At 60.8% G+C, this 14,479-nt stretch carries 7 protein-coding genes; 1 reads left to right on the top strand and 6 read right to left on the bottom strand.

What is annotated here, in order from left to right; translation table 11 throughout:
* Positions 1-209: 209 nt before the first annotated feature.
* The 6 genes from JNN07_28325 to JNN07_28300 form a co-directional block, all read right to left on the bottom strand.
* Positions 210-1,616, bottom strand: a complete 1,407-nt coding sequence (locus tag JNN07_28325; GenBank protein ID MBL9171669.1) for an aldehyde dehydrogenase family protein — start codon at positions 1,614-1,616, stop codon at positions 210-212.
* A complete protein-coding gene (locus JNN07_28320; protein MBL9171668.1) occupies positions 1,600-2,628 on the bottom strand; it encodes a histone deacetylase in 1,029 nt (342 codons plus the stop codon). The genes JNN07_28325 and JNN07_28320 overlap by 17 nt, the downstream gene beginning before the upstream one ends.
* Before the next feature lie 94 nt (positions 2,629-2,722).
* Positions 2,723-3,199 (bottom strand): hypothetical protein, encoded by a 477-nt coding sequence (locus tag JNN07_28315; GenBank protein MBL9171667.1) that lies wholly within the window; start codon positions 3,197-3,199, stop codon positions 2,723-2,725.
* Positions 3,200-3,711: 512 nt separating this feature from the next.
* Complete coding sequence (locus JNN07_28310; protein ID MBL9171666.1) at positions 3,712-5,295, bottom strand: AMP-binding protein; 1,584 nt, start codon at positions 5,293-5,295, stop codon at positions 3,712-3,714.
* Complete coding sequence (locus tag JNN07_28305; GenBank protein ID MBL9171665.1) at positions 5,252-6,289, bottom strand: patatin-like phospholipase family protein; 1,038 nt, start codon at positions 6,287-6,289, stop codon at positions 5,252-5,254. The genes JNN07_28310 and JNN07_28305 overlap by 44 nt, the downstream gene beginning before the upstream one ends.
* Positions 6,290-6,805: 516 nt before the next feature.
* Entirely contained in the window at positions 6,806-7,081 is a 276-nt protein-coding gene (locus JNN07_28300; GenBank protein MBL9171664.1) for a hypothetical protein, read from the bottom strand.
* A gap of 27 nt (positions 7,082-7,108) precedes the next feature.
* On the opposite strand from JNN07_28300, the gene JNN07_28295 reads away from it, so the two are divergent.
* Positions 7,109-14,464 carry a M36 family metallopeptidase gene (locus tag JNN07_28295; protein ID MBL9171663.1) on the top strand — a complete coding sequence of 2,452 codons (7,356 nt, stop codon included), beginning with the start codon at positions 7,109-7,111 and terminating at the stop codon, positions 14,462-14,464.
* Positions 14,465-14,479 lie beyond the last annotated feature (15 nt).

The raw sequence follows: 14,479 nt of genomic DNA, 5'->3' as shown, positions 1-14,479 counted from the left end.
GAAATCCGTGGTTTCATTCTCCTTTTTAGGCTGATGCGTGGGATCTATGGAATCCGTGGTTCATCAACTGCCCGAGCCAGGTAAAAGGAGAAGTTGTTCTCAGCTCGCACGGTGCAGTCATCCGCGGAAAGGGCAGAAAGCCACTGGGGTCACCCATAGTGCATTGTGTCCCTTGACGCGATGCACTATGGGTGACCCCAAATGCCGGACTACCAACTCCCCTTCGCCAACTGCACTGCCTGTTCATCGGTGACGAACCGAATGAACCCACGTCCCCCGGGGCGACGGTTTCCCGAATCGCCCCAGCCGCCGAACGGAAGCGTGGAGGGTGAAAAGGTAGTCGGGAGATTGGCATACACATTCCCCACCGCCAGTTCATCCGCCAATCGCCAGAAGGTGGAGGCCTGTGAGGTAAAGATCGAACAAGTCAGCCCAAACGGAGCCAGGTTGTGCAACCGCAACGCGTCATCAAGATCATCAAACTCTTCAAACGAGGCGATGGGGCAGAAGGCTTCCTCGGTCAGGAACGGGTGAGGCGGAGTGTCGGAACCGCGCGCTGAGATCTGCACGACGCTTGGAGTGACGTAATACCCCCGTTGCCCGTTGACCTCAGGCCGAACTTCCCCGCGAACCAGCCACTCTCCCGCAAGCGAATCCTGAAGGCGCTGATACCGTTCCACAGCCGAGGCACTGATCAAGGCACCTAGGCGAGTCGTCTCCAACAGTGGGTTATCCGGAACGAAAGCTCGCAACGCCTCACCCAGAGACTCGAGGAAGGCGCCAGCTCGACTCCGTGCCACCAGAATGCGGCTGGTGGCGTTGCAGCGCTGACCGGCGGTCAGGCACATCCCCTCCGCCACAGCTTGAGCAGCCGATACCAGCGGGTCGTCCTCGCAAACAATGACGGCATTCTTCCCTCCCAACTCCAGCGCCAGGTCCTTGCTTAGGTCGGTCGCGAGCGCCGCGGCGAGTTGACGACCCACGGCGGCCGAACCCGTAAAGCAAACCGACCTCACCAACCGGTGCAGGCATAACTCACCGCTGGTCGCCGCCCCTCCTTGCACCGTCTGAAAAACACCCGGTGGCAGTCCAGCCTCCATGGCTCGGCCATACCGTCCCGCCACCGCTGCCGCCAACGGCGAGGGTTTGAACAAAACCGGGTTCCCAGCCAGCAAGTGAGCAAGGGAGGCACCGTGTCCCAGATGCAGGGGAAAGTTGAACGGCCCGACCACCGCTGCCGGACCACGAGCCCGACGCCGCACCCAGGCTGGATGCGGACCGTCCTGAACGGAGTGATCCGGCAGATGCAATTCGGCATCGGCAAAACTCAGCTCGAATTTCGCGAGAACCGCGGTCAACTCGCCCCGGGCCTCGCGAAGTGGCTTGCCGGTCTCGAGGGAGATTCCGCGGGCCAACTCCTCCTGATCGCTCGCCAGCACCGCGTGCACCTGACGGAGCAGTTGCACCCGCTCCGTCAGCGGCCTTCGCGCCCAATCGCGGGAGGCAGCCTGGGCAGCCTGCACTGCAGGCTCGACCGGGCTTCGGTCGATTCTCCCGAGCTCGAGATCCAGGTTTCCGGGCGAGCGATTGTTCCAAGAGTCAGGTTCGTGTGCCATAGACCTCCAATGCAGCCCTAAAGGTGTTCAGATGAATCTCCACCACTTTGCGAAGATCCGAGGTGTATCCCCCGGCGAGCACCCAAGCCAACGGCAGCCGATGCCGCCTCGCAAAACGAAAAATCTCCCGATCTCTCTCCCAGAGATCCTCGATGCCCAGATCGAGGGGTGAGTAGGGATCCTCCCGATACGGGTCGGCTCCGGCCTGGTAGATCACCACGTCGGGACGCCCGCCTTGCATCATCCAATCCAGCCCTCGATGCAGCTGCTCCAGATGTTCGGCTTGCTGGCAGCCCGCCCGTAAGGGCAGCGAGAAATGATTCTCCCCGTCTTCGTGTAAACGGGTGGCGACATCCGCGTAGGCACGGTTCGCGGCGTAGTCGTTTCCGTAAACAGAGAGGGCTCGAATCCAAGGTCGAGTCGCCACCAGCGATGCCGTGCCGTTGCCGTAATGCAAATCAAAGTCGAGAATCGCTGCGCTCCGAATCCGGCTCTCCACCCGCAACCGTTCCAGGGCCACGATCAGCCCGTTAAAGGTGCAGAACCCTTCTCCATGATCCGCGTGTGCATGATGAAATCCACTAGCCACCGCGGCCGCCAATCCGCCATCCAACGCACAGCCAGCAGCCGCGATCACCCCACCGTTGGTCAGACAGACCGAGGGATACAGTTGTGGGCTCCACGGGAACTTCTGCGATTCAGCCAGAACTTGTGGCGTTCCGCTGCGGATGGCCTCGATGTAGGCAAGGGTGTGCACCCGCTGTAAGTCATCCGCGGTGGCCGGAGGCGGGACGGACAATCGAACCCCGCTCATGAGCCTAAGGCCATCCGCCACCCGGGCGAACTTCTCCATCGGCATCACGTGCGCCCCGATGGGGGCCGCGAACCCGGGATCATAAAATGTGGGAATCTGGACCATGCGGGAGCTGGTCGTTGGTCGCTCGGGATCAATCTCGAGCAGGACCACTCCCGATGCAAACTCATTTCGCCACGAGAAAAACGACCGGGACAAGGTGCCAACGCCTTGCCCCGGTCGTTCGTCGATCTGCAGCCTTAGGTCAGAGGTTACCCTTCCTCGCCCCTCGGCTGCTGGGGCAGCTTCGCGATTACTTGGCCTTGTCTTTGTCCTTATCTTTCTCTTTGGCCACGCGAGAGCCTTTTCGCCCACCCTCAGGCTTCGGCTCGGCGTGCTTAGCCAGAGTGAGCTTGGTCAACGCGGAGCGATCGCCTTGCTTGATATAGGCGCCGGAGACCTGCTCCCCAACGACTGCTTCATCCAAGGTAGCCGTTTTGTCATACTTCCTGATCTCAGTATCCGGCGTCACATGGAATACCTTCTCTCCCGTGCTGTAGACCACCGTGATGGTTTTTTCCTTCATGTCGAAGGAACCAAGTTTTCCATGGAAAGGCAGCTTCCGCCCTTCCGCGGAACGATCCGTGTCGGGCTTGCCGCCCTCCACCTCCGTCGATGTCGTTTTGTTTTTGGAATCCTCCTTTTCCGCCGCCACGGCCAGCGGTTGAATAGTGAGGGATACGCTCATGATGAGCCCAGCAATGATGTATTTGATGTGTTGTTTCTTCATTTGGTTTTGCCTCCTTAAGGCGCGTGAGTGTTACCAAATGAAATCAGCGGCAGCCAAGAACTTTTTTGGAAAAAGCGCGAGATACCGGAAACAGACAGACAAATCTGCCCGCGGAACCACGCTACGATTACGGGGTCGACCGTCCTCGGAAGATTCCCCAGCGCCCGGAAAGCAGCGGGCCGAGTGCCTCACAGTAGTCACAAAGCTCTCCAAGCTTTCCGGAGAGGAGGGATATAAATGATGTTGCTGGGGGAGCACGCAGGTCACACGGAGGAACACTCGGCTCTCATCTGCTTAGGGTCGCACGTTGCCTCCTTTGCAGTTCAATAGTCGGTCTTGGATCGTCCGGTGCTCCTCGGTTCTGAACCTTCGGAAGCTTGATGAGCTTCGTGCCTTTGTGTGAGGCATGAGGTCGTCCCCCCACGCACCCGATGAGCCGGCACCACGACTGAAAGTGCGGGGCAAGCTGGCCGACACTAAAATCGGCCGGCGCAGCAGGCGTTTCTCCGGTCTCAATTGCGGGAAAGCATGGCCAGTTCACCGCTCAAGCCGGTGACCGGCTGCGCCCCGAGCAAAGCGGCGGGAACCGCAGCCGCGGGTTTGGCGACCTGCGCAGTCGATTCAGCCGGACGATGATCGACCACCTTCACCTCCTTCAACTGCACCCCCACTCCCTGCAAAGTCCGCATCTCTTCGGCGTCGTGAAAGATAATCCGATTGAGATGGATCTCTGTCTTGGCGGCGAAACGGTTCTGCAAATCCTGCTTCAGCTTCTCACTGTCGAGATTCGAAACCTTGTGCGCATGCAGGATGACCTCATCGACTTCCAAGGGATCGTCATTGCGCTTGCGCAGCTCGAGCTGCCAGGCCCCGATGGCGTCGGCATCGTCGAGCACGTGCTCCAGTTGATTGAAGTCGACCAGAGTCCCTTTGATCTTGTCGAGGCGCAGCTCCCTCACCTCGGTGCTGCGACGAATGCTCCCAACCAGTCTGGGCACGGAACGTCCGCAGCAAGGGCATCGCTCAAAAACCTGCCCCCCATCGATGATATCGCCCGTTCGGTAGCGCAACACCACACTCCCCCGCGAAGAAAGCGGCGTGTAGACCAGTTCCCCCCCGGTTCCGGGCGGAAGCGGCTCACCGGTTTTGGGGTCAACCACTTCAAAGAGTCCGAAGTCCGGATACAGGTGGTAGCCCGTGGAGGCGGCGTCGGGGGCGACCGGGCATTGACCCCATGCCATCTTGGCCTCGGTGAATCCGTAGGTGCCCACAATATCGAAGCTCCGCGCCCCCAGCGCGGCTGCCATCTGGGTGAGCTTGCGTCGAAGCCCCTCCGCCACCCGCTCACCTCCCAGCACCACCCGGCACAGATTCTCGCAGCGCACGCCCTCCTCCACCGCCTGTTGGAAAACATGGTAAATGAAAGTGGGCATGCCGATCAGCACATCAGGCTTAAGCTTGCGCATCATTCTCAGGTGGCCATCGGTCCCCATGCACTTGCCTCCGCCTGTGCTCACCACCAGCGAGCCAAACTCCATGCCGCCATAGTGCGTCTGCCAGAAGGCAAGATGCGGGGCGTGCGGGAACAGATTCATGAGCTTCATTTCGCGCCGAGCACCACAGACCTCGAAGAGCCGCTTGCCCGCGGCAGCCAACACCTCCAGATCAAAGCGGCTGTAGACGAAAGGGACTGGGTCCGCCGACCGGCCGGTGGTCGACGTCATGAAAATCGGCCGATACTCCTGCTCAATCTCATCCTTCACCCGGGCCCGCCCCTGCAGGATCGCCCGTATTATGGTCGAAGGACGACTTCCAATCACCTTCGGATCCGGAATCAGCATGAAGTCTCGAGACCGCTGCGGATGCTCGGGCGAATTCATGAGATCGGCCTTCGAAGTGAAGGGCAGGCGGCGGAGATCAGCCACCGTGCGAATCGAGTCGGCTGTCAGGCCGTGTTGCTCGAAAACCGAGCGGTAGAAGGCCGAGGAAGGCAGCACGACGTTGCGCAGGTAGTCCCTAAGCCGGGCATCCTGCATCCGGCGAACCTCCGGCTCAGACAACCGTGCCCACCGCTCTCCGAGTTGGTTGATGTTCATACGACGGAATCCTTGCGCTGAGAACTGCTTTGATAGCTCCAAGATTTTCCCGGGCGACCCGCCGCCCGAGCTCAATGTATTTTTGAGGATGGTTGAACTCGATCCAGCTGCCCTCGATCGCCAACGGCCGCAGCACCAGGTCGGCCCGGCGGCAGGCCGCCTCCGCCACCCGCACCTGCGATCCGTGAACCGCCCGCATCATGATGTCGAGAATGTTGCCAGGAGCGAAATAGTTCACGTGCCGATTGAGAAAGCCAACCAGGCCTGCCTTCTCACCGCGCAACACCGCCTGCTCGCGCATCTGCTCCTCACAGCATTTCAGAAAGCTAGGGGGCGGGATGGTGTTGACGGCGATCACCCGATCCATGCCGGCCTCTTTGAGCACATCCACCGGCAGGGGATCGGCAATCCCTCCATCAATGTAGGCCCGACCGCCGATCTGCACCGGAACGCAGACACCCGGGATTGCCACACTGGCATGGACCGCCGAGGCGACCTCCCCGCTGGTGAAGACGACTTTTTCCAAGGAGTTCAGTTCGGTGGCGATGACCATGGCCTTGCGCACCATGTCGGAAAACTGGAGTTCGCCAATGGTCCGCTGCAGCCGACGCTTCATCCGCTCTCCGCGAATAAAGCCCTGACGCGGGGGGAACACGGGATCCAGCAGCCGACGCAGCCCAAACCGCCCCTCATACTCCCGGGCCAGGGCCTCCATCTTCTTCCCGTCGTGCCCGAAGCCCCAGATCGCCGCGATGTAAGCTCCCATGCTGGAGCCGGCGATGGCGTCCACTTCAATCCCATTCTCCTCTAAGACCTGGATCACTCCGATGTGGGCCAGTCCTTTGGCGCCGCCACAAGACAGGGCAAGACCAACTCGAGGTTTGCGGAGCAGAGGAACGGGTGGGGGCAACGTCGGCTCGGCAGGAACCGTATCGTCCGGGGTGAACTCCCTGGCTCCCTCATCCAACCGAAGATTGTTCGCTCGTGCGATCATAACCCTTGCTCCCCGAGACAGCGAACCGAACCCCTGGCCTCCTTATCGAGCTGACTGAAAATCCCTTTGTCCGTCCGGTCATCGCGGTCCACTCAACCATCACCCAGATGCCTTTTGTCTCTGAATCGAAAATTCTAATTCAATAGTAAGCCACACAAATAGGTCCGTCAAAAAAACAGGCTCACATTTTCAAAAAAAAAGCACAAAATTTTCGATCTCCTCATCAGTCTGATTGAAAAGGCTTAGAGCACGCGATCGTCCGAGAGAGAATTCGATTCGGAACGGAGCTTCGAGCGGCCTAGCGAACGGCCCAACTGGATCAAACCCGGACTCACGACGCGAATCGGCTTGGCCGAAATGTCATCAATCAGGACAAAACCTCCCCCCAATTGGAGGGTTGACTTCGATTCAAGTTGAAGGACAGGTACTGGGATGCCTCGAAGAACCAACAGTGCCATCCCGGTTCACCGGCCGAGGGGATCATCAACGGATCCGAGACGTTGTCGGACCTCCTGGCTAGGACCTCTGAGAACGGCCACGCTGGTTCTCCTCCTCAGCCTGGCCGGCCGAACCGATGCGTTCTGGAAACCTACGGTCCTGCCGCCCATCGACCGCCGGCTCGAGAGGCAATCCGGCCGCGCATCCGTCCCGGACCCCGCTCAACAAATTGCCGAGCAAGCGCTTCGGGCCAGGATTCCCTCCGTGCGCTTGGAGCTCGATCCACAATGGCAGACGCCGAAACATGTACGCTGCCTCCAAGGATGCCTGACGGGCCCCGGGGGTGCAGGACATGGCGTTTCAATTCAGTCCCTGGAGGCGGTGCCCCCCAGTGATCGGCATCGACCCCTCAAGGTCTTTCTCCAGCAAGAGGCCGGGCTCTATGGACATGGTCATGAGATCCTGGCCAACATCGAACCCACACGTGAGATCACCAGTCGGAAGAGCGGCCTGCGCAGCGTCACGTGGGAGCAGAAACGCGATGGCATTCCCGTGTTCGAGGCCGTGCTCATAGGACACCTCACCGCTGCCGACGAACTCCTGTCGGTTTCCAGCACCTTTGTTCCCAACCTCGAAGCCCTTACCGTCGCCTGCGTGCCGGATTGGAACCAACTCGTCCCGCATCCGCCCCTGGATGTGGTCCAGGCGATAAGCCTGGCGGCGGAGGCGATCGGTGAAACGGTTAGTCCCGAAGAAATCGAGCCCGAGGGGGATGCGTCCGAGGAACCCGACCAACGTGGGCAATTCAGCACCCCTTCCTTACCGGGGACCATATCGGCGCGACTGACTTGGCTACCGCTGAAACGCGATGAAATCACGCTGGCTTGGCGCATCGAACTGACCCGGCGTCAGGGAGCGGAACGGTACCAGGTCCTGATAGATGCCCGCTCGGCCGAGGTGCTCATTCGGCGCTGTCTCACCCTCTATCTTCAGGATGCCACCTACCATGTGTTCACGTCCGACAGCCCCAGCCCTTTCTCGCCGGGCCTGTGCACGCACTCGAACTTCCAGCCTCCCCTGCTACCCCGCCAATGGGTAACCTTGGCGGCCAAATCGACCAACGCCTCGCCCCTGGGCTGGATCTCGGCGGGCGAGAATGAGACGCGAGGGAACAACGTGGATGCTCACCTGGACCTGAATGCGGATGACTTCCCCGATCTACCACGGCCGCAAGGGCGTCCCTTCCGGGTGTTTTCGCCGGACCTAGACCTGTCCCGTCCCGCCGAAGAAAACCGGGAAGCCGGGGTCGTCCAGTTGTTCTACTGGTGCAACTTCATGCACGACTGCCTTTATGAACTGGGTTTTGACGAGGCGGCCGGTAACTACCAAAAGGACAACTTCGGTCGAGGGGGCAAGGGTGGAGACCCCATTCTGGCAGACGCTCAGGATGGATCGGGAGTGAACAACGCGAACTTCACCCCCTCAGCCGACGGTGAACCGGGACGGATTCAGATGTTCGTCTTCGATGGGGCGGAGCCTAGTCGCGATGGGGATCTGGATGCCGAGATCATCCTCCACGAATACACCCATGGCCTGAGTACCCGGTTGGTAGGCGGCGGCGTCGGGATGACCACTCTCCAGGCTGGAGGCCTGGGGGAAGGATGGTCCGATTTTTACGCCTTGGCCCTGTTGAGCGAGAGCTCCGACGACCCGGACGCCTGCTATGCCATGGGCGGTTACGTGACCCAGGGGTTTTTCGGATTGGAAGAAAACTACTACTACGGCATCCGCCGCTACCCATACTCCACCGATCTGACCAAAAACCCGCTCACCTTCCGCGACATCGACCCGACCCAAATCAGCGCCCACGAGGGAATTCCCCGGAATCCCGTCTTTCCCTTTTCCCGGGGACTGGCCAGCGAAGTTCACAATCAAGGCGAGGTCTGGTGCGTGACGTTGTGGGATGCCCGGTCACGACTGATTAAAAAGCATGGCTTCGAAAACGGCAACCGTTTGATCCTGCAACTCGTGACTGATGGCATGAAGCTATCGCCGCCCAATCCCGATTTTTTACAGGCGAGGGACGCCATCCTGCAGGCAGATCTCATCAACAACCGAGGCAGCAATCAACCTGAACTCTGGGCGGCCTTCGCCCGCCGAGGTATGGGCTTTAGCGCGGAATCCCCCGTCAGCACGACAACCACAGGTGTGCAGGAAGCCTTCGACTTGCCGGATTCGCTGGGACTCTCGGGCCCACGGGTCTTGGTGTTCAACGGCCGGCAGTCGGGACCTTTCTTTACCGATTGCCGCACCTTGACGCTCACGAATCAGGGTGAAACCCCGATCCTCTGGGCAGCCGCTGCGGAGCGTCCCGAGTTCCGCATCAGCCCGAGTTCAGGAAGCCTGGCACCACGATCGTTTGTGACCCTGGAAGCCTGCCTTACCGACCAGGCTCTGCTGCTGCCAGTCGGCCGCTATCTGGATCGGATAAGCATTACCAATCTGACCACTGGGGTAGCGCAACGTCGGTCCCTGGACATCCGGATCCTGCAGTTCGCTGAGATCCCGTTCACCGACGACTTCGAGGCCGCGGGGCTAAGCCCGGAATGGCTGGTCTCCAAACCGGACTACGGGCGAGTGGAACTCACCTCCTTGGGAAACCCCCATAGCGGCAATGCGCACCTGCTGATGGACAGCGATAGCGACGGGCTGCCGGCGCGCAACGAGGTCACCCTGGGCCTTAACCTCAGCGGTTGGACCAATGTGGTGATGAAATTTTGGGCCCGGGAGTTTAGCGACGAGCCCAACCCGCCGCCGGTGGGGCCGTTCCGTGATGGCGCGGACTTTGACGGCGTCGCAATCAGCGTGGATGGATCCTGGTGGGTGGAGGTTCAAGGCCTGCGAAGGCTCACCGGCACCAATCAAGAGTTCGTAGTGTCCCTCGACGGACCGATCGCCGAACAAGGATGGCACTACGGAGACCGGTTTCAGATTCGATTCAATCAGTTCGACAACTATCCGGTGCCGCTGGATGGCATCGCCATCGACGATGTGGCTATCAGCGGAACCCCCTACCGACGGTTCAGTCTCGAGCTGCCCGAGTCGATCCGAGAGGGTGCGGGAAGACACGATCTGGGCGCAGTGGTGCTGGGGACCCCGGCCACCGAGGACGTTGTTTTCGCAGTGTTCGCCGACCCCCCCACCGAACTGAGCGTCTCGTTGGCCACCGTCATTCCCAAAGGGGGGACCCGAGGTGAGTTTAGAATCCAGGCTCCGGACAACGGCCGACTGGACGGGACACGAACCGTAACCCTACGCGCGGTGGCGATCGACTATCATGGCCACCCGGCCGGGCTGTCCATCCAGGACGATGAGTCCGCGGTACTGAGCCTGAGTCTGCCGCAGGAGGCGAATGAAGGCGCGGGGCAATTGGCCAAAGCTGGCCAGGTCACCATGAGCCGCCCGGCCGACAACGACCTGAAAGTGACCTTGCAGGCGAGCGACCCCAAAAAGCTTCGTTTGCCCTCAGTCGTCACCATTCCCGCCGGGCAGTCTTCCGCTCGATTCGATATGGTGGTGTTGGATGGGAAAGAAATCGAGGGACCAACGGAAGTGGAGGTCCGGGCCGGAGTGGGCGGGTGGGAGCCAGGGCAGTCGTCACTCCGGATTCTCGACAACGATCGCCCGACGTTAACGCTGGTCCTGCCTGCCGCGATCAGCGAGGGAAATCCGCCCGTACTGGGCAAGGTGGTCCTGGGAGGAACGGTGCGCAGCAACGTGGTGGTGCACATCGCCAGCTCAAGCCCCGGCGAAGCGACCGCACCGGGGGAGGTGGAGGTGGAGGCCGGCGAGTTATCAGCCAACTTCGAGCTGACCGTGGTGGATGATGTCAGGCCCGAAGGCGCACAGCGCGTGTCGGTCCAAGCGGAGGCTGCGTCGTTCTCCCCGACGTCAAACTCGTTCACGCTCCTGGACGATGAAACGCCGCCTGAGATTCATGAACCGTCGCCCCAGGACGGAAGCACCAACCAGCCTCCGCGGCTCGAGCTCCACTGGAAGCCCGGGTTCGGAGAAATTTTGGTAAACGGCGATTTCGAGACCGGGGACTTGCGCGGCTGGCAGACGGCGTCTGAATCGGCGCAGGGGTTTGTGATCAACAATGGCGATGTAAACCCGGACGGCCCCGACACTCCTGCGCCCGCGTATGAAGGTGATTTCAATGCGCTATTGGCACAAGATGCCCCCGGTACACATGTCATGTGGCAGGATGTCTCGATTCCAGCGGATGCCAAATCCGCTCGATTGAGCTGGTTCGACTACATTCACAACCACGGTACGGAGTATTTCGATCCATCCCAGCAATACCGGGTGGAGATTCAGGATCTGGAAGGCCAGATCTTGGAGGTTGCGTTCTCGACCCAGCCGGGAGACCCGCTCAGCACGGAGTGGACCCAGCATGAATACGATCTCACAGCCTTCCGTGGGCGGACAGTGCGATTGATGTTCGCGGAGCGGGACAGCCTGGGTTTCATCAATGTGGGCGTGGACAAGGTGAGCGTGGAACTGGGCAGCACGGGCGTAACCGAATTCGAAGTGTTCGTGGGAACCAACACTCCGTTAAGCACTCTGAACCGCATCGGACGGGTGAACACCAACTCGATCTATCTCACCAATCTTCCTCCCCTCCAGACGTTCTATTGGCAAGTGGCAGCCATTCGAGGCGAGGCCACCACCCTGAGCCCGATCTGGCGGTTTGAAACGCGCAGCGTTGGGCAACTCCATCGCTTCGGATGGGAACCGGTGACCAGCGGACTCCTGAATGGCGACCCCATCCAAGCCCGGCTGACGGCCCAGGATGAGTTCGGACTCACCGTCACCAACTTCGCGGGAGAGGTGGAACTCCGCTGCGCCATAGGGCCTGCGACGTCGGACAGCGTCCTGATTACCGAAATCGATCCGGGCCGAGATGATCAGGCTGAATTCACCAACGTGAGTCCAGGCCCGGTCGATGTCGGGGGCTGGCGGATCACCTTCTTCGACCTGAGCCGTTGGCCCTCTCCCAAGCGAGCCCTGATCATTCCGGCCAACACATTGATCGCTCCCGGGAAGACCTTTTCGATTCGCGAAGGAGGGCGAGCGCCGGGCAGCTTCCCCGATTTCCGGCTGGGAACGAACGTCAACTGGGGCTTCCTGTCCGTAGGACAGCCGGTAGCAGTTCTGGTCCAGGACGCATCCGGAAACTTGGTCGACTTTGCCACGGCGGTGGACGCAGATCCGACGCTCATTCAGCAGCCCGTCCGGATCCCGCCATTGGGGTGGAGTGGCAGTCCCCTTCCCCCGATCACCAGCCAAACCAACACCTGGCAACGGATCGGGAACCGAAATCACCAATCGGCCCAAGATTGGGTTATCGCCCCCAGAACTTTCGGAACTCTCAACCCAGGTCTCCAACTTCCCTTCGAGCCCGGCACCCCTGCGACCATTACTCCTGACCGAGCGACGCACTTCACCAATGGAGTGTGGTCCGGAACCCTCACTCTCAATGGGGTGGGCTCGCCCCTGGTGCTCTGGGCCTTTGATCGTCTAGGACATGCCGGCCGATCAGGAGAATTCTCAGTGGAGGCCCCCAATGATCTAGTCCTGGACCAAACCTCCAAGCCAGCCTCGGCGTTTCTAGACCAAACGTTTGTGGTCAGCTACACCATCACCAACACCGGCCCAACACCGTTCGAACACGTGAATTGGTCAGCCAAGCTGCCGGCCGGTTTGGAGCTGGTTGACCGGAACGCCAGCCAAGGGGACTGGGAAACGACGGCGGAGGGAGTTCAGTGCCGAGTGGGCCGATTGGACGCTGGAGGTGCAGTGCTGCTGAGGATCGGCCTGCGGGGGCTCCAGCCCGGGCATTACCAACTCGCCAGCGCCGTAAGGTCGGCAACCCCCGAAGCGCACCTGGCCAATAACGAGCTGACGACCCGATTCGATGTAAATCCACCCCTACTGGTGATCGGGGATACAACCGTCGCTGAAGGGGACTCGGGAACCAACTTCGCACAGTTCAGAGTTCGTCTCTCCGCTCCGGTAAAACGTTTGGTGACGGTTCACTACCGTAGCGAGGACGATGGCGCCAAAGCCGGGTCGGACTATCTCGCGGCCAGTGGCACTCTGACTTTCCCAGCCGGAACAACCAATCAGACAATCCTCGTGCCGGTCCTCGGCGATACGCTCTACGAGGTGCAGGAACGGTTCCTCGTCCGACTCGACTCCCCGTCCGAAGCACTCCTCGGTGACGCCGAGGGCCGATGCTCCATCGCGGAAGAGGAAACAGAACCCCGACTGGTCGTCGAGGATCTGGCGGTCGGCGAGCGCAACGGCAGCGATGCCGTCACGGCCCGAGTCTCGGTCCAGCTCACCGGACAGCACAGCCAGGATGTGGCAGTCACCTACTTCACCCAGGACGGAACCGCTCGCCGGGTGGGAGACTACCTGGCGCAGCGCGGGCAACTCGTATTCCGGGTGGGGGAGACTCAGCATTGGGTCATGGTTCCCATCGTGGCGGACCAGAGGCCGGAGCCCACCGAAACCTTCAGCATCCTACTGACCAACTCCTTGGGCGTCGCCATCTCCAGACCAGCCGGGTTGGTGACCATCCTCGACGATGATAGTGACCGCCTCAATCTATTGTCCTGGTCGTCCATCGCATCGACCCAAGAGGTGCAGAGGCCGTTCCGGGTCAGCTTAACCGCGCTGGACAGCCTCGGAAACGTCGTCAGAAGCTTCGAAGGACCCGCGCACATCAGGGGCATCGCGTCACGACGGCAGTCTGGCCCCACGGGCGGAAGCAATGCGTGGCAGTTCCCCCTCCGCACCTATTTTCACGATGCGAGGTCGCAATTCATCTACCTTCCGGAGGACTTAGGCGGAGCCGGCACCGTGCGAGCCCTGTCCCTGCCGATCGAGACCACCCCCGGGCAGAAGCTGGAGAATTTCGTCCTGCGAATTAAATCCACTCCGCTTCGCGAGTTCGGCAGCCGGGACTGGGAGGAGGGAAACTGGCAGGTCGTTTTTCATCAAGATCTGTTGGTGACCGACCCTGGGGACCTGAAGCTGCGCTTCGACATCCCGTTCTTCCATGACGGGATGAGCTCCGTCGCCATCGACATCAGTTTTGACAACAGTTCTTACAGCGAGGATGGGCTGTGTCGCTCGGTGGAGACCGCCGGGATCCGAGGGCGGGTGTTTGAATCGGACAGCGCATTTGGGTCCCCCCTAGAGTGGCGAGCCCAAACGCCGCCAGCGGAATTGGTCAGCCAAGTGCCGGAAATCCGGTTTTGGATCGACGAGGAGATTCCGATCCTCCCACCGCTCACCGGCGCGTTTGAACAAGGCGTCTGGACGGGGGAGATCACCGTTCCTGCCAGGGCCGAGGGCCTGATTTTGGAAGCCTCCGTGCGCGAAGGCATCACGGGAATCAGCGACCAGTTTAGTGTCATTCCGAGCACGGTGCCGCCGCAAGGACCCTTGATCACGCGCTTCCAAATCCAAGCCACCGACGTGATCTTGGAATTTTTGGGCGACCCGGACCATCGCTACCAACTCGAGAACACCGATCGGCTGACCCTGCCCATTTGGGAGGCGGTGGGAGCCCAGGTCGAGGGGTCGGCTTCGGGAACGACCGTCGTCGTGACCGGGGGAGCGCAACATGCTCGCCGCTTCTATCGGGTACGCCAGCTCCCTTGACTCCGGTTTTGAGCA

This window comes from Verrucomicrobiales bacterium, from assembly GCA_016793885.1.
Classification (GTDB): Bacteria; Verrucomicrobiota; Verrucomicrobiia; order Limisphaerales; family UBA11320; genus UBA11320.
This window is presented reverse-complemented; position numbering and strand designations above follow the sequence as displayed.